Source organism: Sphingomonas corticis (assembly GCF_012035195.1).
Lineage (GTDB): Bacteria > Pseudomonadota > Alphaproteobacteria > Sphingomonadales > Sphingomonadaceae > Sphingomonas > Sphingomonas corticis.
In genome coordinates this window covers 1-20,387 of the sequence record NZ_JAAVJH010000010.1, presented here as the reverse complement: position 1 = coordinate 20,387, position 20,387 = coordinate 1, and the positions used below count along the sequence as shown (strand labels likewise).

The following is a 20,387-nucleotide window of genomic DNA, read 5'->3' as shown; positions in this document are numbered from 1 at the left end:
CACCGCCGGTCGGGCTGAGCGAAGTCGAAGCCCATGCCCGATGCTGGACGCGTGCCCTTCGACTTTGCTCAGGGCGAACGGCTGTGTGTGGCGGAAACCGGTGGAACGCTGATGCCGATCGACCTCATCTGCCTCGATGCCGACGACACGCTGTGGCACAACATGCGCTACTTCGAGGCGGCGGAGGCCGCCTTCGCCGACGCGCTCGCGCCCTTCGCCGAGGCGGGTATCGCGCGTGAGCGGATCGCCGAGGTGGAGGTCCGCAACCTCGCGCATTACGGCTACGGCGCGAAGAGCTTCACCCTCTCGATGATCGAGACCGCGGTGGAACTGGGCGCGGACGTCGGCGCGGTGGCGCGGCTGCTGGAAGTCGGGCGCACGCTGCTGGCTCATCCGGTCGAGCTGCTCGACGGCATCGGCGACACGCTGGCCCGGCTCGCCGCGCAGGGGCGACTGGTGCTGGTGACGAAGGGCGACCTCCTGCACCAGGAAGTGAAGCTGGCCGCCTCGGGTCTCGGCTCGCTGTTCACCGGCGTGGAGATCGTCAGCGACAAGCGGCCGGAAACGTTCGCGCGCATCTTCGAGCGCTACGGCGTCGCGTCCGAGCGGACGGTGATGGCGGGCGACTCGATGCGGTCGGACGTGCTGCCCGCGCTGGCCGCGGGCGCCTTCGCCGCCTTCGTGCCGGCCCCCAACGCCTGGGCGCACGAGGCGGGGGAGGAACCGGTCGGCCACCCCCGCTATCGCCGACTGACGCGCCTCGCCGAGTTGCCCGCGTGGATCGACGAGCTGGGTCGGCCGGCCGCCGGGTTGCGGCGGGGGACCGCACCCCCCATATAGCTTCAGCTACGATCGCAAATCGACGGTTCCTGGTGCTTTGCGGCCCGTGCTTCCTTCTTTCCCTGCTGCCGACGCACCGGCGCGCCGATCCCCGGCGGGCCATCTCGAAGGAAGGAACGCTCGCATGAGCAACACCGGTACCGTCAAGTTCTTCAACGCCGACAAGGGGTATGGCTTCATCCAGCCCGACAACGGCGGCAACGACGCCTTTGTCCACATCTCCGCGGTGGAGCGCGCCGGGATGGCGACGCTGCAACAGGATCAGCGCGTCGGCTACGACCTGGAAGAGGATCGCCGCGGCAAAATGGCGGCGGTCAACCTGCAGCACGCCGACTGACGACCATGGCGGCGCGAGGACGATCGCGCCGCCCGCCCCTTCGATCGAGGAGACGCCCGATGCGCGACAGCGAGACCTTCACCTCCCACGCCGCCCGCTGCCATCAGGAGGCCGAGGACGCGACGCTGGCCAACGTGCGCGACCGCGCGCTGCGTTCCGAGGCGGCGTGGACCGCCATGGCGCAGCGCAGCCTCAAGTCCGAGACGTCGCGCGACGCGCGACAGGCCCGCGAACTGGCCGAGATCGCCTCCGCCGCCGGGGTGAAGTAGCGGCGGTATCGGCCGCCGGCCCGTCCTCGTCCCGGCTTGCGCGAGTGGGGATCGACAGAATCAATCCCGCCGGTCGGCCGGCTCGCGCGGCCCGTCCGTGGCCGGCGGTGCCGATAGCCGCGCAATCGCCTGCCACTCGGCCGCGGTCACCGGGCTGACCGACAATCGCGACTGGCGCAGCATCGCCATGCCTTTCAGCGCCGGATCGGCCTTCATCGCCTTCAGCGTGACTGGCTGGGGGAGCGGCGCGACCGGCTCGATCGCGACCGACACCCAGTCGCCCTCCGCCCCGTCCCGGCGGGGGCCACGCGCGACGCGGGCGATTCCGACCGCGGCCTTCGCCTCTCCGCTGTGATAGACCAGCGCCGCGTCGCCCGGCGCCATCGCGCGCAGGTGCGCCGCCGCGGCATGGTTGCGCACGCCGTCCCACTCGGTGGCGCCATCGCGTACCAGATCGTCCCAGCCATAGCTCCCCGGCTCGGTCTTCAGCAGCCAGTGTCTCACGCCTAAACTCCTGATGAATGGGACATTCCACGCCGGTTCAGCGCGACTCGTCCATGTCGTTGCGCAACAGGCTCGCACTCTCGCGCGTTTGTCTCGCCATGGGCGCGTATCTGCCCTGAGGAGGTTCGACATGGGTGAGTATCTGAAGAAGGCCGGCCTCGCCACCGTACTGGCGGCGACCACGCTGACCGCCGCGGCGCCGGCGGACGCGCAGCGCTACTGGCGCCATCGCGATCGCGGCGGCGACGTGGCGACGGGCGCGATCATCGGCGGCGTCATCGGGCTCGGTTTGGGAGCGGCGATCGCGTCCAGCAATCGCGATCGCTACTACGACCGCGGTTACTATTACAACGACGGCTATTATCGCGCGCCGCCGCGTCGCTTCTATCGCGACCGCTATTATGCTCCACCGCGCGGATATTGGCGCGACCGTGGCTATTATCGGGGCGGCTACAACGGCTATTACGGCCAGCCGTATCGCGGCTATTACGGCTGGTAGGACGGGTCCCGGTCACGCGGGCGGCGCGGGGGAGGTCCAGGCTTCCCCCGCGCTTTTTTGTGGCACCGGCCGGGCGATTGCGGCAAGGCGCCGCGCCATGACCGACATGCCCCCCGACCACCTCTCCATCGACCCGCGCAGCCCGCATTTCGACCAGGCGGCGCTAGAGCGCGGCATCGGCATCCGCTTCAAGGGCGTGGAGCGCCGCGACGTGGAGGAGTACAGCATCTCCGAAGGCTGGATCCGTGTCGCGCTGGGCAAGAAGGTCGACCGCCACGGTCGACCGCTGACGATCAAGCTGCAGGGCGAGGTGGAGCCGTATTTCGAGCGGCCTGCGGCCGGCGGGGACGAGAACGTCGGTGAGGGCTGACGTTCGCTTCGTTTCTAGCGGCGTTCATCCCGACCTTCGTTCGTCCTGAGCGAAGTCGAAGGACATGCGCTTGGGCTTCGACTTCGCTCAGCCCGAGCGGGTGTGGGAAGTGAACAGGCGCACCGCGGTCTAAGCCGCCTCCAGCGCCTCGCTCGCTTCCAGCCACTTCGCCTCCGCCGCCTCCACCCTGGCCTGCGCCTCGGCGCGGCGGCGCGACAATTCGCCCATCGAGAGCGTCGCGAAGCGCGCCTCCGCGCTGGCGGGATCGAACATCGCGCGGTCGATCGCGTTGCGCTCGCGCGTCAGCCGGGCGGTCTCCTCCTCCAGCTGGCGGATCTCCTTGCGCAGCGTCGCCTCGCGGTCGCGCGCGGCGGCTTCCGCCTTTCTATCCTTCTTCGCCTTGGCCGCGGGCTTCGCCTCGCCCTTCAGCACGAAAGCGATGTAATCGTCGATGCTGCCGTCGAACTCGCGCGCGGTGCCGCCGTCCACCAGCACCAGCCGGTCCGCGGTCAGTTCCAGCATATGCCGGTCGTGGCTGACCAGCACCACCGCGCCCGAATAGTCGTTCAGCGCCTGCACCAGCGCCTCGCGCGCGTCGACGTCCAGGTGGTTGGTCGGCTCGTCGAGGATCAGCAGGTGCGGCGCGTCGCGCGTGATGAGCGCCAGCGCCAGCCGCGCGCGCTCCCCGCCGGACAGCTTGCCGACCCGCGTCGTCGCCTTGTCGCCGGAGAAGCCGAACCGCCCCAGCTGCGCACGCACGGCGGAGGGCGTGGCCCCCTTCATGATGCGCGTCATATGCTCCAGCGGCGTGTCGTCGGCGTCCAGCTCCTCCACCTGATATTGCGTGAAATAGCCGACCTTCATCTTCGACGTCGCGCTCATGCCGCCGTCCATCGGCGCCAGCTGCGCCGCCAGCAGCCGCGCCAGCGTCGTCTTGCCGTTGCCGTTGCGGCCGAGCAGCGCGATGCGATCGTCGGGATCGAGCCGCAGGTTCAGCCGCTTGAGGATCGGCACCTCGTCGTAGCCGACCGAGGCCATGTCCAGCGTGATGAGCGGCGGGCGCAGCTCGCTGGGGTCGGGAAAGGCGAAGGACAAAGTCGGGTCGTTCGCCATTTCGGCGATCGGCTGCATCTTCGCCAGCATCTTGGCGCGGCTCTGCGCCTGCTTCGCGGTGGAGGCGCGGGCCGAGTTGCGCGCGACGTAATCCTGCAGCTTGGCGCGCTGCGCGTCCTGGTTCGCCTTCGCCGCGGCCAGCTGCGCCATGCGTTCGGCGCGCTGGCGCTCGAACGAATCGTAACCGCCGGCGTAGAGCGTCACCTTGCCGTCCTGCAGGTGCAGGATGTGGTCGACCACGTTGTTCAGGAAATCGCGCTCGTGGCTGACGACGACGATCGTCGCCGGATAGCCCTTCAGGAAGTCCTCCAGCCACATCACCGCTTCCAGGTCGAGGTGGTTGGAGGGCTCGTCCAGCAGCAGGAGGTCGGGCTTGGAGAAGAGCAGCGCGGCCAGCGCCACGCGCATCTTCCACCCGCCGGAGAAGCTGTCGAGCGGCCGCGCCTGCATCTCCTCGTCGAAGCCCAGGCCGATCAGGATCTGCGCGGCGCGCATCGGCGCGGCATAGGCGTCGATCGCGATCAGCCGCTCGTAGATGTCGCCCAGCTTCTCCGGATCGGTCTCGGTCTCGCTGGCATGCATCAGCGTCGCGCGCTCCACGTCGGCGGCCAGCACCGTCTCGAACGGAGTGGCGGTGCCGTGCGGCGCTTCCTGCGCGATATAGCCGATGCGCGCGCCGCGGGGCATGTCCGCGCTGCCCTCGTCCGGCTCCAGCTGACCGGCGATGACGCGCACCATCGTCGACTTGCCCGCGCCGTTGCGCCCGATCAGCCCCACGCGGCTGCCCGGCGGCAGCGCCGCGGTCGCGCCGTTCAGGATCGTACGCCCGCCAAGGCGCACGGTGATGCCGTTGAGGTTGAGCATGGAGGCGCCTGTAGCGGATCGGGCGGAAGGGGGAAAGCGCCCCACCGACGCGCGACGATTGTATGGAAACGAAGTTGAGCGCGCCCTCTCGTCGTCATACCCGATGTACGGACCTGGGGGGGCAAGGCCATCATGCAACGGAGAATTCTCGTCCGCGCGTGCGCGGCGATGACGCTGTCGGCCGTCTCGGCCACGGGGGCGACCGCGCAATTGCGCCCGCTCGGCGACTATGGCGACGCGGACGGCACCTACCGCTTCGGCATCAACATCGACGGCCCGGGCGGGACGGTGTCGGACCGACTGAACCTGAAGGGCGGCGACACCATCCCGTTCGACGTCTTCACGATCGAGGAACGCTACCCGCAATATCGCGACACCAGCCTGGTGCAGACCGTGCTCGACTATCGCGGGGTGGAGGTGTTCGTCACCTACCAGGCCAACGACCCGTCCTTCCGGCTGCGCGTGCCGACGTTCGACGATCGCACCGGCACCTACGCGCTGGTCTACACCGGTATCGACCGGCAGGACTCGTCCGACCTCGCGATCAGCGACGTCTTCGATGCGGAGACCGACACCGGCGAGGATTTCCAGCGGCGGCTCTACCGCGCTTGGGTACGGGTGTCGCCGGTCGATCCGCTCGCCGGCAATCCCAGCAGCGTGCAAGGCGTGATGGCGCGCGGCGCGCTGGACCTGACGGCGGGCAATTCCGCGCTGGAGACCGCGGGCGAGCGCAACAACTCCTTCATGCTGGGCGCGCAATATCGACGCGTGTCCGCCGGGCGGTTCGACTACGACCAGATCGATCTGTCGAGCCAGCGCGGATATCGCCTGTTCGAGGGCAAGCGCGCCATGCTGAAGCTGGTCGGCGCGGGCAATCTGCAGCTGACTCAGGGCGGCGGCTATGCCGTGGCATCGCAGTTCGGCGTCGGCCTGGAGGTGCCGGTGGTGGACGGGCGCTGGTCGCTGGAACCGCGCATCGCCTACGGCCTGACCGCGGACGACAAGGGGGTCGCGGGCCACGCGGTGAACGCGGCGCTGGCCAGCCGCTTCGTGATCGGCAACGCCGGGCGCGCGCGGATCGTGCTCGGCAACATGATCGGGCGCTTCGAAACGCTGAACAGCAAGCTGCTGCTCGGCTACGATGCCAATCCGGGCGTGAAGAACACCGTGTTCCGCAACGGCCTGGCCGCGGAATTGCCGCTGACGATGCGGGTCGGCGGGCGCGCCTCGTCCCTGCGCGCCAGCTACATGCACACGTTGTTCACCGGCACCGACGTCTACGCGAACCAATATCACGAGGTGGCGCTGTCCTGGGGCATCCGCAGGCGCGAGGAGTCGCAGCGCGACCTGCGCGACGCGCTGCGCCTGTTCGTCACGGGCACGAAGGCGGGCGGTTACAAGGCGATCAGCGCCGGGGTGGGCGCACGCTTCTGACCGGCGCCGCGCCCGGCCGGGGTCAGTCGCCCGGTCCGGCCCATCCGACATGCGCCGTCCCGCGCGCCTGCGCCAGCCGCTGCTGGCGGTGCCGCTCGGCATAGCCGGCGCGCTCCTCCGCGCTGCGTGCGTCGTGGCAGGCGGGGCAGCTGACGCCTTCCACGTACAACGGCGAGGCGCGATCCGGTGCGCTCACGGGCATCCGGCAGGCGAAGCACAAGCCGTGCGTGCCCGGCGAGAGGCCCTGCCCCACCGCCACGCGCTGGTCGAAGACGAAGCACTCGCCCGTCCAGGCGCTGTCCGCGGCGGGCACCTCCTCCAGATAGCGCAGGATGCCACCGTCCAGGTGATGCACCGCCTCCACCCCCTCCCCTTTCAGGAAGGCGGTCGACTTCTCGCAGCGGATGCCGCCGGTGCAGAACATCGCCACGCGGCGCTTGCCCGCCAGCAGGGCCTCGCGGTTGGCGCGGAACCAGTGCGGGAACTCGGCAAAACCCCGCGTGCCGGGATCGACCGCACCGGGGAAGGTGCCGACCGCGACCTCATAGGCATTGCGCGTGTCGATCAGCAGCGTCTCCGGATCGGCGATCAGCGCGTTCCAGTCGGCGGGGGCGACATAGGTACCGGCATCCGCCAGCGGATCGACCGCGACCCCCATGGTCACGATCTCGCGCTTCACCTTCACCTTCAGCCGGTGGAACGGCATCGCCGCCGCCTCGCTCCACTTCACCGACAGGTCGGCGCAGTCCGGCCAGCCGCGCAGGTACGCGACCACCGCATCGACACCGGCGCGCGGCCCGGCGATCGTGCCGTTCACGCCCTCGCCGGCCAGCAGGATCGTGCCCTTCACGCCGCCTGCGCGCGCGAGCGCCAGCAGCGGCCCGCGCGCACCCTGCGGATCGTCGACCTTCGCGAAGCGGTAGAGCGCGGCAACCGCGATCATCGGGGCGCGCTCAATGGACGAAGCGCGCCACCACGTCGCGGTAGCTGCGGCTCACCTTCACGCTGGCGCCCGAATCGAGCACGAGGAAACACTCGCCGTTGGTGTGCGGCTTCACCTGCTTCACGAGGTCCAGGTTGACGATGGTCGAACGGTGGATGCGCTGGAACCGGCGCGGGTCCAGCCGCTTCTCCAGATCCTTCATCGTCTCGCGCAGGATCAGCGTGTTGTCGCCGGTGTAGATGCACATATAGTCGCCGGCGGCGTCGATCCGCTCGATCGTGTCGACATCGACGCGGAAGATCTGCCCGCGGTCCTTGATGTTGATCATCTTCTCGAAGCGGTTGGTGGCGTGCTCGCCCCCACCGTCGGCGATCTCCGCCGCCGCCTCGGGCGCATGCTCGGCCAGGGATTCGCGCAGCTTCGCCGCCTCCTCCACGCTCGACCGCTCCGACAGGCGCTGGCGTACGCGGTCCAGCGTCTCGGCCAGCCGCGCCTCCTCCACCGGCTTCATCAGATAGTCCACCGCCTGCGCCTCGAACGCGCGCAAGGCGTGGTCGGAATAGGCGGTGACGAAGACGAACAGCGGGGGCTCCACGTCCAGCAGCCCCTGCACGACGGAGAACCCGTCGAAGCCGGGCATCTGGATGTCGAGGAAGACGAGGTCGGGCTTGTGCGTCTTGATCGCGCTGATCGCCTCACGGCCGTTCTGGCACTTGGCGATGATCTCCACGTCGTCATGCGCCTGCAAACGGAGCTCCAGCCCCTGGATCGCGAGCGGCTCGTCGTCGACGAGGATGGTCCGGATGGTCATATCGTACACGGTCTCCACTGCCGGCGGGAGGAGCGTGGTTACGCCGCCCCCTGCTCGCCGGGTAATTCGCGCTGGAACGGGATCTCGATCTCGACCCCGAACCCGCCGGTCGGCATGGCCCGCACATCGAAGCGATGGTCAGGGCCATAGGCCTGGGCCAGCCGCTCCTTGATATTGGCGATGCCCACGCCGGTTGAAAGGCTTGGACGGCTTTTCGTCGGCATCAATCCCGGTCCGGTGTCGGATACGCCCAACAGCACCCGGTCGCCGACGAGCCGCACGGTGACGCAGATCTCCGCCCCGTGTTCCTGCGGCGTCACCGCGTATTTGATCGCATTCTCGACCAGCGGCTGCAGCAGCAGCGAGGGCAGCCGCGCGTGCTGCGCCGCTTCGTCCACGTCGAACTTGGGCCGCAGCCGGTCCTCGAATCGCATCTTCTCGATGTCGAGGTACAGCTTCAGCGTCTCCACCTCCTGCGCGACGGTGACGTGGGCGGTCGGCTCGTTCGCGAGCGTGTAGCGCAGGAACGAGGACAGCCGCGACAGCATCGCATTGGCACGATCGGTCTGCTTCAGCAGCACCAGCGTGGAGATCGAATTGAGCGTGTTGAACAGGAAATGCGGGTTCAGCTGGTAGCGCAGCATCGCCAGCTGCGCCGAGGACGCCTGCGTCTCCAGCAGCTGCATCTGGTCGATCTGATCCTCGACGATCAGGTAGAAGTTGATGCCGAAATAGAGCGCGGACCAGCCCGTCAGCACCGTGGTGCACACGTAGAAGCACACGAGGAAGGCGGCGAGGTCCACCCCCGGCACCGCGCGCATGAACGAGAAGGAGAAGGCGTCGAGGAAGGCGTAGAACAGGCTGGCGCCGACCAGCGTCAGCACCGTCAGCAAGACCCCCATGACGCGCGGGAAGGTGCGGTAGGAGGCGTAGAGGACGCTGAGCAGCAGCGTGATGCAATAGCCCAGGATCGATTCGATGATGACCGGCACGATCGTCTGCAACGACACGCTGGTCGACAGCGACGAGACCGACCGCAGCACCAGATAGCCGGTCCACCCGGCGGCCTGCAGCTTCCAGAAGGCAGCCGCCTTGTCCTCGAAGAACGGGCGCACGAACAGCGGGCGGTTCGCGACGCCGACGGTGGGCGCCAGGGGGGTTCCGGGGGCGGGAAGCGTCGCCATGCGCGCCGCTTCTAACGCGCACCGCCGGCCGGTGCAAAAAGAGAAGGGCCGCCGTCCGTTGCAGGACGACGGCCCCGTTGAGGCGTCAGGCGCGGGCGCGGATCAGAAGCTGAAGCGCGCGCCGACGCGGATGAAGTAGAACGAACCGGTGTTCACGATCGCCTGCTCGTTGGGGTCGTTGAAGGTCGAGTAGCGATACTGCGCGCACGGCTGCGTCGGGTTCGCCGTCGCGGTACCGGCACCGATCGCATTGCCCGCTGTCGTCAGGCAGGTCACGTCCACCACACGGCCGGTGTACGGGAAGCCGAACTGACGCAGGCCGCCCCAGTTCTTGTTCAACAGGTTCGGCAGGTTCTCGATGTCGGCGAAGATCGACAGCCGCGAACCGCCCACGAAGGTCGGGATCTCCTGCTCCAGGTGGAGATCGATCTTCGTGTAGACCGGGTTGCGCGCGATGTTCTTCGGCGCGATGCGGCCGCGATACTTGGCGAGCTCGCTACCGTTGATGAACGCCTCCAGCGAGTCGCGCGTCGCCGTCGAATCATAGGTCACGATCGGGTCGGTCGTGCTTGTCGGCACGTACAGCAGGTAGCGGTCGTTGTTGCTGATCGTCCCGAACACCGGCGAACGGTTCTGCACGTTGTTACGCATCGTGTAGCTGTACGGGCGTCCCGCCCGGGTTTCGCCGAACAGCTGCACCACCGTGCGATAGTCGCCGAAGAACGCACGGTCAAAGCCGACGTTGTACTTCACCAGCCAGCGAATCTGGTCGTTCGAGATGCCGTAGGCCGGCAGGTTCGGGTTCACCATCGGCGCGTTGCCGTAGAGTGAGCCCGCGGTGGACGACGTTGCGGGGCTGACGTCCTTCACGTCCTGCCAGGTGAAGCTGGCACCCAGGTCCACGCCGAAGTCGAAGCGCTTCTGAGCCCGCGCCACCGCGACGAAGCTGCGTCCGCGTGTTTCGTCGAAGAAGATGATGTCGCTGTTGTTGTCGCTGCCAAGGCCGGTGGTCGCGATCTGGCCGTTGTAGAGGGTCGAGGCGTTGTAGCGCGGACGACCGTCCGGGAGCGTCCCGATCACGATGGAGCGCGCGTCGGTGAAGCTCGGCGCGTGCAGGGTCTTCGTGTAGAGGAAGTCGCCGCCGATGTTCACGCCGAACAGGTCGTAGTCGGCCGAAATCGTCGCCTTCATGTTCGACGGCAGGCGCAGGTCCGGATCCAGCGCGGCGGTCGGACCGGTTGCGAGCGCGCCGGTGTTGTTGACGAGGAAGTTCGTCGCCACCGTCGGCACCGAGGTGCCCGTCACGTTGTTCAGAAGCCCGGTGCATACGCCGCTCGCGTTGTAGACGGCGGAGGTGCAGGTCGCCGTGGCGGTGCCGGCCGCCGTGGCGCGCACGACGCCAAGCGTGCTGCCGCTGGCGAAGGCGTTGGCGACAACGCCCGTGTTCGAGAAGCTGTTCGACAGATAGATGTCCGGCGAACCCCCGCCGAAGATACCGACGCCACCGCGCAGGCGCAGCGCGCGGTCGGGCGTCCACTCGAAGCTGATACGCGGCTGGAAGTTATCCAGCCCCTTGAATGTCTTGGTATTTCGGAAACCGGTGCGCGCCTGGAAGAAGGGGTTGAACGGGATCGTGTCGCCCATCGAGTACAGATCGTAGCGCACCCCCGACGTGATGCGCAGCGTGTCGGTGACCTGCCATGCATCCTCGAGACCGAAGGTGAACTGCGTGTAGCGGAAATCGGCGGCAACGGAATTGAGATCGCCGTTCAGCGGCACCGCGACGTTGGCGCCGCTGGCGTTGCCAGCCTGGAAGTCCGCGATGGAGTCGAAGTAGTAATTGCCCGTCACATTCTGCTGGAACAGGTTGTACGTGCGGTTCTGGTTCACCTCCACCAGCGCGCGGATGTCGTGCCCTTCGGCCGAATACTTGCCGAGGACGGAGCCGCCCCACGTGTCGAAGAACAGCTGATTGGCCTGGCGGCTGATGTCAGGACCGAACGAGATGATCGGCACGCCCGTGCCGCAACCCGTGGCCGTGTCGGAGCCCGACGCGGCGGCGATGCTGGTCGGAGCGGCGCACACGCGGAACTGCGCGAAGTTGCGATTGCCGAGCGCGTCCTGCCCCACCCGGTTCCACTTGTAGAGGCCGCGCACCTCGGTCGAGAAGCGGTCGGTCCAGTCCGAATTCAGCTGGACGATGCCCGCGCGCAGCAGCACGGAGCGGCTGTAGGCGTTCGACGACAAGCCAACCGACGGCGTCGCCGCATTGTTCACCGACGTGTTCTGCAGCACGTCCGCCGATTCATACGCGTTGATGTACGACACCGACAAGCGCTGACCGGTGGTGATGTTCCAGTCGATCTTGCCGACGATCTTCTCGTCCACCTGGTTGTTCAGCGGCAAGATCGTGCCCGCATCATAGCCGTACCGGCTCTGCGCGATCCCGGTGATCTGGTCCAAAGTGGCCTGGGTGAGGCCGGGCACCTGGTCGATGCCACTGGGCGTGAACGGGCGCGGGTCGGTGTTGCGCTCCGCCGACACCATGAAGAAGAGCTTGTCGGCGATGATCGGGCCCGACAGCGTCGCGCCGTAGGTCTCCGAATTGTAATCCGGCAGGGTCGAGGAGATGTCGAGCCCGCGGAAACGCTTGCCCTGCATGTCGTCGGTGCTGGTCGAGTAGAAGCCGGTGCCCTGGAAGGTGTTCGTGCCCGACTTCATCGTCGTGTTGATGGCGCCGCCCTGGAAGTTGCCCTGGCGGATGTCGAACGGCGCGATCGACACGGAGAACTGCTCGATCGCGTCGAAGGGGATCGGGCCGCGTCCGGTCGGGTTGGAGTCCGAGTTGAGGCCGAAATTGTCGCCGACCTGCACGCCGTTGATGGTGAAGCGATTGAAGCGCGGGTTGGAGCCCGCGAAGCTGACGGCGCGGCTGTTCGACGGGTCGAGGTTCGCGAACGGGTCGCGGCGCGCGAGGTCGCGCACATCGCGGTTCACCGACGCCACCTTGGCGATATCGCGGGCGGTCAGCACGGTTTGCGGACCGTCCGACGTGACGCCTGCACCCTGGATCGAGCCCGCGGTCACGACGATATCGTCACCACCCGACGAGGCGGCAAGATCGATCGGCAGCGTGAAGGGCTGACCCACCACGGTGAATACGTCGGTCACCTGCGTGCTGCCCGCATCGCCGCTGGCATCGATGGTGAACGGGCCGCCGGCGCGAAGGCCGTTCAGCGTGAACGCGCCATTCGCATCGGTCGTCGTCTCGGTGACGGTGCCCGATGGCACGTGCGTCGCTACGACGCGGGCACCCGCGACGGGCGTCTCGCCGGACGTCACGTTCCCGCGGATCGTCGACGTGGTCTCCTGCGCCATCGCGGCGGCCGGTGCGACCAGCGCAATCGCTGCCGCGCCCAGAAACAGGCTGTTTCGCATGATGTTAAACCCCTTTGGAGCGTTCGCTCGTGAAGCGCGTTCGCGGCGATGGGTCGCCGTCTGTCACGCGCCACTGCGCGCCGAATATGTCTGTTGCGTGACAGTGGCGAGTCGATTCGGCACCCGGCGCAACGCGGCGTCGCTGCGTTGCAAAAAGGTAACAGCCGTCAGCACCTTGCCGCCGGTCGGGGGTCGGATCAGGCCGACCGATGCGCGTTGAAGCCGCCGCAAGGCGCCCGCTCGGGACAGGGGCAGGGCGCGTCGGCGAAGCCCCTGATGGGAGCCCCGACAAACGGCGCGGAGCCGCCCGCTTAGCGGGGCGGCTCCGTTCCGGATCGATCCTACGCCGCCTGCTTCGCGCGGCTGGCGCGCTTGCGCTCGTGCGGGTCGAGGTGGCGCTTGCGCAGCCGGATCGACTTCGGCGTCACCTCCACCATCTCGTCGTCGTCGATATAGGCGATCGCCTGTTCCAGCGTCATCTTCTTGGGCGGCGTCAGGCGGATCGCATCGTCCTTGCCCCCGCTGGCGCGGAAGTTCGTCAGCTGCTTCGCCTTCATCGGATTGACCTCGAGGTCCTCCGTCTTGGCGTTCTCGCCGATGATCATGCCCTCGTAGAGCGCCTCGCCGTGGCCGACGAACAGGATGCCGCGCTCCTCCAGCGGGCCGAGCGCGTAGCTCTGCGCCTCGCCCGCGCCATTGGAGATGAGGACGCCGTTCTTGCGGCCCTCGATGTTGCCCTTGTGCGGCCCGTAGCGCTCGAACAGCCGGTTCATGATGCCGGTGCCGCGCGTGTCGCTGAGGAACTCGCCGTGATAGCCGATCATGCCGCGGCTGGGCGCGGAGAAGGTGATGCGCGTCTTGCCGCCGGTCGATGGCCGCATGTCGGTCATCTCCGCCTTGCGCAGGTTCATCTTCTCGACGACGGTGCCGGAATGCTCCTCGTCGACGTCGATGATGACGGTCTCGTAGGGCTCGGTCTTCGCCCCGGTCTCATCCTCGCCGAACAGCACGCGCGGGCGGCTGATGCCGAGCTCGAAGCCCTCGCGCCGCATCGTCTCGATCAGGACGCCGAGCTGGAGCTCGCCGCGCCCGGCGACCTCGAAGCTGTCGCGGTCGGCGGCCTCGGTCACCTTGATCGCGACGTTGGTCTCCGCCTCGCGCATCAGGCGGTCGCGGATCATCCGGCTCGTCACCTTGCTGCCCTCGCGCCCCGCCATCGGCGAGTCGTTCACGGCGAAGCGCATCGACAGCGTCGGCGGATCGATCGGCTGCGCCTGGATCGGCGTGGAGACGCTGGTGTCGGCAATCGTGTTCGCCACCGTGGCGACGGTCAGCCCGGCGAGGCTGATGATGTCGCCCGCGCGGGCCTCCTCGACGGGCACGCGGTCCAGTCCGCGGAAGCTCATCAGCTTCGACGCGCGGCCGGTCTCGATCACGTTCCCTGCCTCGTCCAGCGCGTGGATCGGCTGGTTCACCTTGACCACGCCCGACTGGACGCGGCCCGTCAGGATGCGGCCCAGGAAGTTGTCGCGGTCCAGCAGCGTGACGAGGAAGGTGAACGGCGCCTCCTCGTCCAGTGCGGGCGGCGGCACGTGATCGACGATCTTCTCGAACATCGGCCGCAGCGTGCCCTCGCGCGCGTCCGCGTCCGTGGAGGCGTAGCCGTTGCGGCCGGAAGCGAAGAGGACGGGGAAGTCGAGCTGGTCGTCGTTCGCCTCCAGCGCGACGAACAGGTCGAACACCTCGTCCAGCACTTCCTGGATGCGCGCGTCGGAGCGGTCCACCTTGTTCACGACGACGATCGGGCGCAGACCCAGCGCCAGCGCCTTGCCGGTCACGAACTTCGTCTGCGGCATCGCTCCCTCGGCCGCGTCGACCAGCAGGATCACGCCGTCGACCATGGAGAGGATGCGCTCCACCTCGCCGCCGAAGTCGGCGTGGCCAGGCGTGTCGACGATGTTGATGCGCGTGCCTTCCCACTCGATCGACGTGGGCTTGGCCAGGATGGTGATCCCGCGCTCCTTCTCCAGGTCGTTCGAATCCATCGCGCGCTCTTCCACCCGCTGGTTGTCGCGGAAGGTGCCGGACTGGCGGAAGAGCTGGTCGACGAGGGTGGTCTTGCCATGATCGACGTGCGCGATGATGGCGATGTTGCGCAGATTCATGCGAGTTCCTGGGTGGCCCGCGCGGTCGTGCGGCGGGGTTCGCGCGCGCCCTTAGCGCAGATGCTGCGTTGCGGGAAGGGTCAGTCGCAGGGGACGCGGGACAGGTCGCGGGCGCCGTGGGGGACACGGAGGAGCTGAACGCCCTCACCGGTCGGCCGGTGAGGGACCAGATACCTGCCGACCCACACACTCCGAACGTGGCGTCCCAGCTTCGACCGCGGAGACCCGACCTTTGAGTTCTGCTCCAGCTTCAGCAGCTTGAACTCGACGGCATCGGTCACCTGCCCTGGCCCCCGGGCCTATCTCCGCCGCGCTTCCTTGTCATCGCGCGCGGGCGTCTTATACATGCAACACGGTTGAAGCCGCGGCGTTTCCCCCGCACAACGCCGCGGACATGACGAAGAGGCGATGATGGCGACGAACACCGACACCGCAACCGCCGAACCGGCGCTGACGCTGACCCCGCCGGAACCCGTGCCCAGCGTGCAGGCGGAGCGGGCGGCCGGGCTGGTCCCCGTCGACACCGGCACGAAGAGCGAGCTGGAGAAGCGCGTGGACCAGTTCGTCGCCGACCTGGTCGCCGAGGACGCCAACTCGCCCGAGTTCGGCAAGCGGGTCGACGCGATCACCACGATGGGCGCGCGCGAGATCCGCGAGGCGGCGGGCCAGTCCAACCGCTTCCTCGACCGTCCCGTCCGCGCGATGGATCAGGAGGCGGGCGTCGGCAAGGACCTGGCCGAGCTGCGCCGCGTGGTCGAGGACCTCGACCCGGGCAAGCGCGGCAACCTGACGGCGCCGCAGAAGCTGTTCGGCATCCTGCCCTTCGGCAACAAGATGCGGAACTACTTCGACAGCTACAAATCCTCGCAGACGCACATCAGCTCCATTCTGAAGAGCCTGGCCAGCGGCAAGGACGAGCTGCTGATGGACAATGCCGCCATCGACACCGAACGCGCGAACCTGTGGACCGCCATGGGGCGGCTGGAACAGATGATCCACCTGTCCAAGGTGATGGACCAGCGGCTGGAGGACAAGGCGAACGAGCTGGACGCGACCGACCCCGCGAAGGCCAAGGCGATCCGGGAGACCGCGCTGTTCTACGCCCGCCAGCGCACGCAGGACCTGCTGACGCAGATGGCGGTGACGGTGCAGGGTTATCTCGCGCTCGACCTGGTCAAGAAGAACAATGTCGAACTGGTGAAGGGCGTCGATCGCGCCAGCACCACCACGGTCGCCGCGCTGCGCACCGCCGTCACCGTGGCGCAGGCGCTGACCAACCAGAAGCTGGTGCTGGAACAGGTGACGCAGCTGAACACCACCACCGCGGGGATCATCGATTCGACCGGCAAGCTCCTCCGGTCGAACACCGCGCAGATCCACGAGCAGGCGGCGGCGAGCACGATCCCGCTGGAGACGCTGCAGCGCGCCTTCCAGAACATCTACGACACGATGGACGCGATCGACAATTTCAAACTGAAGGCGCTGGACAGCATGAAGACCACGGTCAACGCGCTGGGCACCGAGGTGGAGAAGTCGCGCGGCTATATCGCGCGCGCGGAGGGCGCGTCGCAGAACCGCGTCGCCGGCCCCGCGGACCAGTACCGGCTGGAGGCGCTGTGACCGAAACGGACGAGGTCATCGGCGACGCGCGCGCCGGGCAGATCCGGCGGCAGGGCGGGCCGGTGGTGCCGATGCAGCGCCGTCCGCGCCGCGGCCGCGGCGGGCTGAAGACGCGCGTCGTCGCCATCGCGGCGGTCAATGCCGCGATCCTGCTGCTCGCCTCGCTGGTCGGCGGCATCTTCTTTCCGCTGGGCATGTTCGGCGCGCTGGCCGTCATGCTGATGATGATCGCCGCCACCCTGGCGATCGCGCTCGCGCCCGCGATGCCGGTGCCGACTCCCGAGCGGATCGCGCGCGCCGACCTGAAGGCGCTGCCGGCGCAGACCGCGCGCTGGCTCGACGCGCAGCGCCCCGCGCTTCCCGCACCGGCGCAGACCGTGGCGCTGCGGATCGAGCAGCGGCTCGACACCTTGGGCACGCAGATCGCGGCACTGGACGACGAGGCGCCGGCCGCGCTGGAGATCCGCCGGCTGGTCGGCGAGCAGCTCCCCGCCTTCGTCCGCGACTATCAGCGCGTGCCAGCGGCGATGCGCACGACCCCGCGCAACGGCAAGACGCCCGACCAGCAACTGGCCGAGGGGCTGGGCCTGATCGAGCGCGAGATCGGCGACATGAGCGCGCAGCTGGCGCAAGGGGATCTCGATACGCTGGAGACGCGGCAGCGCTATCTGGAGATCAAGTACGCCGGCGACGACGCGCGCGCGTAGGGCGGGCGGGACCGGTGCGAACCAGGCCCACGCCTGCGCACAGCGGCCGCGCTTCCGCCGCGAACCGGGCGCCGACGAGGCCAGGCTGCGCAGGCTGGAGGGGCTCTGCCGCAGGGCCGGGCTGTAGCCGCCCTTGACCCCGCCGGCCGCACCGCCGATACCGCGCCGGCCGAACAGGGAGAGACCGGGTCCGCCCGGCGCCGAAGGAGCAACCGCCCCGGAAACTCTCAGGCCAAAGGACCTGCCGGCGCGAACACATCTGGAGAGTGGCGCCGCGCGCCCGCCGACGGGATAGCGATCTCAGGCGCAAGGGACAGATGGGGCATGTGACACCACCGGCACCGCCGGCGAGGAGCGTACATGCAGGCCGATTCTTCTCCCGCCCCGCTCGACCGCGACATGGACCGGCCGATCAGCGTGGCCGAGCTGTTCACCATCGGCATCGGCCCGTCGAGTTCGCATACCGTCGGCCCGATGCGCGCCGCCTTCGACTTCGCCGAGCGGGCCGCCGGCCAGCCCTCGGCGCCGGTCCGCGTCCGCTGCGACCTCTACGGCTCCCTCGCGCTGACGGGACGCGGGCACGCCACCGACACCGCCGCGATCCTGGGCCTTGCCGGCCACACGCCCGAGGGCGTCGATCCGGACGAGGCACGGCACGTCCTGCGCGGCATTCGCGACATCGGCCGCCTGCCGCTCGCCGGCCGCGGGGACATCGCCTTCGCCGAGGTGGCGGACATGGTCTTCCACCCGCGCGCCTTCCTGCCCGAGCACCCCAACGGCCTCACCTTCACCGCGACGCTGGCGGATGGCGGCGAGTATGCGGAGACCTATTTCTCGATCGGCGGGGGCGCCATCCTGCGCAAGGGCGCGACCCCGGCCTCGCACAATCTGGCCGTGCGCCACCCCTTCTCCTCGGGTGCGGAGCTGCTGGCGATCGGCGACGCCACCGCGCGCCCCATCGCCGACATCGTGCGCGCCAACGAGGAGGCGTGGCGCGATCCGGCGGAGACCGACGCCTTCCTCGACGCGGTGCGCGATGCGATGGCGGCGTGCATCGATCGCGGCATGGCGCAGGAAGGCGTGCTTCCCGGCGGGCTCCACGTCCGCCGCCGTGCCGCGGCGCTCCACCGCGGCCTGTCCGGCCATGCCGGGCGCAATCCGGCGGAGGTGTTCGAGTGGGTCAGCCTGTGGGCGCTGGCCGTCAACGAGGAGAATGCCGCGGGCGGCCGCGTCGTCACGGCGCCGACCAACGGCGCCGCGGGCGTCCTGCCCGCGGTGCTGCGCTTCTACGAGACGCTGGTGGAGGGGGCGTCGCGCGACGGCGCGCGTCGCTTCCTTCTCACCGCCGCCGCGATCGGGATGCTCTACAAGAAGCGCGCGTCGATCTCCGCGGCGGAGATGGGATGCCAGGGCGAGGTCGGTGTCGCCTGCTCGATGGCGGCGGGCGCGCTCGCCGCGGTCCTGGGCGGCAGCAATCGCCAGGTGGAGAACGCCGCGGAGATCGGCATGGAGCACAATTTGGGCCTCACCTGCGACCCGATCGGTGGGCTGGTGCAGATCCCGTGCATCGAGCGCAACACGATGGGCGCGGTGAAGGCGATCAACGCCGCCTATCTGGCGCTGCGCGGCGACGGCAGCCACGTCGTCAGCCTGGACGCGGTGATCGAGACGATGCGCCAGACGGGCGAGGACATGCGGTCGAAGTACAAGGAGACCAGTCTCGGCGGGCTCGCGGTCAACGTGGTGGAATGCTGAGCGGCCGGCGCCCTCAGCCCGTCACCGTGCCGATCAGCAGATAGCCGTTCAGCGCCACGATCACGGTCGCGATGCCCCACGCCAGCGCCGCCAGCCAGCGCGGCGCCGCGAAGCCGCCCATCACGCGCCGGTTCGCGGTCAGCATCACCAGCGGGATCACGGCGAAGGGCAGTTGCAGGCTGAGCACCACCTGGCTCAGCACCAGGAGGTCGGTCGCGCCGCCGTCCCCCGTGGTGCCCACCACCGCCACCGCGGGGATGATGGCGAGGCCGCGGGTGATGAGGCGGCGCAGCCACGCGGGCAGGCGCAGGTCGAGGAAGCCCTCCATCACGATCTGCCCCGCCAGCGTGCCGGTGACGGTGGAATTCTGCCCGCTGGCCAGCAAGGCGATGGCGAACACCGCGCTCGCTCCGCCGACGCCCAGCATCGGCGCCAGCAGCTCGTGCGCCTGCTCGATCTCGGCGACATCGGTGCGCCCGGCGACGTGGAAGGTCGCCGCCGCCAGGATCAGGATCGCGGCGTTGATGAAGAAGGCGAGGCCGAGCGCCACGGTGGAATCGATCGTTGCGAGGCGCAGCGCGCGGCGCCGCTCCGGCTCGGTGCGATCGTAGGCGCGGGTCTGCACGATCGACGAGTGGAGGTAGAGGTTGTGCGGCATCACCGTCGCGCCGAGGATGCCGATCGCGATGTACAGCTTGGCCGGGTCGGTCACGATCTCCGGACGCGGGATCAGGCCGCCCGCCGCCGCCGCCCAGTCGGGATTGGCCCACATCAGCTCGAAGCCGAAGCAGATCGCGATCACGACCAGCAGCGCGCCGATGAACGCCTCCAGCTTGCGGAAGCCGAAGCGTTGCAGCGCCAGGATCAGGAAGACGTCCAGCCCCGTCAGCACGACGCCGTAGAGCAGGGGCAGGCCGAACAGCAGCTTCAGCGCGATCGCGGTGCCCAGCACCTCGGCGAGGTCACAGGCGATGATCGCCACCTCGGCGAGGAACCACAGCGCGTAGTTGACCGGGCGCCCCGTATTGGCGCGGCACGCCTGCGCCAGGTCCAGCCCCGCGCCGATGCCCAGCCGCGCGGCGAGCGACTGGAGCACGATCGCCATCAGGTTGGACAGCAGCACGACCGCGAGCAGCGTGTAGCCGAACGCCGATCCGCCCGCGATGTCGGTCGCCCAATTGCCCGGGTCCATGTAGCCGACCGCGACCAGCCAGCCCGGCCCGACGAAGGCGAACAGCGTCCGCCAGAAGCCGGCGTCCCTAGGGACCGGCACGGTGGCGAAGCTTTCGGCGAGCGAGCGGGTGGATCCGTGCATCGCCCGTCTCCATGCGGGACGCCCGCCCCGCTTTCAACCGCCTGCCCGACGCTTTTGCCGCGAAGCCGCGCTCGACCTGATCGAGTTTAATGCCTAGCATTACAGTTGCGTTCTTGATTCGGTTCTGAATCAATGGGTCACCATGACGAGGAGGTTGTGGTGAAGGGAGCATCGATCGAGGCGACGCTGGAGCTCTGGGCATCATCGCTGCGGGAGGTG

The 20,387-nt window shown here is 68.7% G+C and carries 18 protein-coding genes and 2 riboswitches; of the genes, 9 read left to right on the top strand and 9 right to left on the bottom strand.

The window, feature by feature from the left end:
- The first annotated feature begins 111 nt into the window (after positions 1 to 111).
- The 3 genes from HBH26_RS14560 to HBH26_RS14550 all read left to right on the top strand — a co-directional run bounded on the left by HBH26_RS14560 (position 112) and on the right by HBH26_RS14550 (position 1,446).
- On the top strand, positions 112 to 840 hold the full coding sequence (locus HBH26_RS14560; RefSeq protein ID WP_168135369.1) for an HAD family hydrolase: 729 nt from the start codon (positions 112 to 114) through the stop codon (positions 838 to 840).
- 124 nt (positions 841 to 964) lie between these two features.
- Complete coding sequence (locus HBH26_RS14555; RefSeq protein WP_168135368.1) at positions 965 to 1,177, top strand: cold-shock protein; 213 nt, start codon at positions 965 to 967, stop codon at positions 1,175 to 1,177.
- Between the two features lie 59 nt (positions 1,178 to 1,236).
- On the top strand, positions 1,237 to 1,446 hold the full coding sequence (locus tag HBH26_RS14550) for a hypothetical protein (RefSeq protein WP_168135367.1): 210 nt from the start codon (positions 1,237 to 1,239) through the stop codon (positions 1,444 to 1,446).
- Positions 1,447 to 1,506: 60 nt separating this feature from the next.
- On the opposite strand, the gene HBH26_RS14545 is transcribed toward HBH26_RS14550, so the two are convergent.
- Positions 1,507 to 1,950 (bottom strand): EVE domain-containing protein, encoded by a 444-nt coding sequence (locus tag HBH26_RS14545; RefSeq protein WP_338057400.1) that lies wholly within the window; start codon positions 1,948 to 1,950, stop codon positions 1,507 to 1,509.
- A 130-nt stretch (positions 1,951 to 2,080) separates the two neighbouring features.
- Between HBH26_RS14545 and HBH26_RS14540 the strand changes: the two genes are divergently transcribed.
- Together HBH26_RS14540 and HBH26_RS14535 are read left to right on the top strand one after the other, a co-directional pair.
- The gene (locus HBH26_RS14540; RefSeq protein WP_168135365.1) at positions 2,081 to 2,449 is read left to right on the top strand and encodes a hypothetical protein; all 369 of its coding nucleotides are present in this window, start codon (positions 2,081 to 2,083) and stop codon (positions 2,447 to 2,449) included.
- A 97-nt stretch (positions 2,450 to 2,546) separates the two neighbouring features.
- Positions 2,547 to 2,819 carry a DUF3297 family protein gene (locus HBH26_RS14535; RefSeq protein WP_168135364.1) on the top strand — a complete coding sequence of 91 codons (273 nt, stop codon included), beginning with the start codon at positions 2,547 to 2,549 and terminating at the stop codon, positions 2,817 to 2,819.
- A 129-nt stretch (positions 2,820 to 2,948) separates the two neighbouring features.
- Here the strand turns inward: HBH26_RS14535 and HBH26_RS14530 are convergent, their stop codons facing one another.
- Positions 2,949 to 4,796: an ABC-F family ATP-binding cassette domain-containing protein gene (locus HBH26_RS14530; protein WP_168135363.1), complete on the bottom strand. Its 1,848-nt coding sequence runs from the start codon at positions 4,794 to 4,796 to the stop codon at positions 2,949 to 2,951.
- 168 nt (positions 4,797 to 4,964) lie between these two features.
- Here HBH26_RS14530 and HBH26_RS14525 point away from each other — a divergent pair, with 168 nt between their 5' ends.
- Positions 4,965 to 6,230: a hypothetical protein gene (locus HBH26_RS14525; protein WP_168135362.1), complete on the top strand. Its 1,266-nt coding sequence runs from the start codon at positions 4,965 to 4,967 to the stop codon at positions 6,228 to 6,230.
- 22 nt (positions 6,231 to 6,252) lie between these two features.
- Here the strand turns inward: HBH26_RS14525 and trhO are convergent, their stop codons facing one another.
- The 6 genes from trhO to HBH26_RS21300 form a co-directional block, all read right to left on the bottom strand.
- Positions 6,253 to 7,173, bottom strand: coding sequence for an oxygen-dependent tRNA uridine(34) hydroxylase TrhO (trhO, locus tag HBH26_RS14520; RefSeq protein ID WP_168135361.1), 921 nt, complete (start codon positions 7,171 to 7,173; stop codon positions 6,253 to 6,255).
- Positions 7,174 to 7,183: 10 nt separating this feature from the next.
- Positions 7,184 to 7,984 (bottom strand): LytR/AlgR family response regulator transcription factor, encoded by an 801-nt coding sequence (locus HBH26_RS14515; RefSeq protein WP_168135360.1) that lies wholly within the window; start codon positions 7,982 to 7,984, stop codon positions 7,184 to 7,186.
- Positions 7,985 to 8,022: 38 nt separating this feature from the next.
- The gene (locus HBH26_RS14510; protein WP_168135359.1) at positions 8,023 to 9,168 is read right to left on the bottom strand and encodes a sensor histidine kinase; all 1,146 of its coding nucleotides are present in this window, start codon (positions 9,166 to 9,168) and stop codon (positions 8,023 to 8,025) included.
- Between the two features lie 102 nt (positions 9,169 to 9,270).
- A complete protein-coding gene (locus tag HBH26_RS14505; RefSeq protein ID WP_168135358.1) occupies positions 9,271 to 12,606 on the bottom strand; it encodes a TonB-dependent receptor in 3,336 nt (1,111 codons plus the stop codon).
- Positions 12,607 to 12,947: 341 nt separating this feature from the next.
- Positions 12,948 to 14,771 carry a translational GTPase TypA gene (gene typA / locus HBH26_RS14500; RefSeq protein ID WP_168135357.1) on the bottom strand — a complete coding sequence of 608 codons (1,824 nt, stop codon included), beginning with the start codon at positions 14,769 to 14,771 and terminating at the stop codon, positions 12,948 to 12,950.
- A gap of 80 nt (positions 14,772 to 14,851) precedes the next feature.
- On the bottom strand, positions 14,852 to 15,052 hold the full coding sequence (locus HBH26_RS21300; RefSeq protein ID WP_168135356.1) for a type II toxin-antitoxin system RelE/ParE family toxin: 201 nt from the start codon (positions 15,050 to 15,052) through the stop codon (positions 14,852 to 14,854).
- A 130-nt stretch (positions 15,053 to 15,182) separates the two neighbouring features.
- Here HBH26_RS21300 and HBH26_RS14490 point away from each other — a divergent pair, with 130 nt between their 5' ends.
- From HBH26_RS14490 to HBH26_RS14480, 3 genes are all read left to right on the top strand, one after another.
- A complete protein-coding gene (locus tag HBH26_RS14490; protein WP_168135453.1) occupies positions 15,183 to 16,391 on the top strand; it encodes a toxic anion resistance protein in 1,209 nt (402 codons plus the stop codon).
- On the top strand, positions 16,388 to 17,098 hold the full coding sequence (locus HBH26_RS14485; RefSeq protein WP_168135355.1) for a hypothetical protein: 711 nt from the start codon (positions 16,388 to 16,390) through the stop codon (positions 17,096 to 17,098). The genes HBH26_RS14490 and HBH26_RS14485 overlap by 4 nt, the downstream gene beginning before the upstream one ends.
- Positions 17,099 to 17,272: 174 nt before the next feature.
- Positions 17,273 to 17,342, top strand: a riboswitch (glycine riboswitch).
- Between the two features lie 5 nt (positions 17,343 to 17,347).
- A riboswitch (glycine riboswitch) is annotated at positions 17,348 to 17,425 on the top strand.
- A gap of 33 nt (positions 17,426 to 17,458) precedes the next feature.
- Positions 17,459 to 18,853, top strand: a complete 1,395-nt coding sequence (locus tag HBH26_RS14480) for an L-serine ammonia-lyase (protein ID WP_168135354.1) — start codon at positions 17,459 to 17,461, stop codon at positions 18,851 to 18,853.
- Between the two features lie 13 nt (positions 18,854 to 18,866).
- Here HBH26_RS14480 and HBH26_RS14475 read toward each other — a convergent pair whose 3' ends face one another.
- Positions 18,867 to 20,168: an Nramp family divalent metal transporter gene (locus tag HBH26_RS14475; protein WP_168135353.1), complete on the bottom strand. Its 1,302-nt coding sequence runs from the start codon at positions 20,166 to 20,168 to the stop codon at positions 18,867 to 18,869.
- Positions 20,169 to 20,387: the final 219 nt, after the last annotated feature.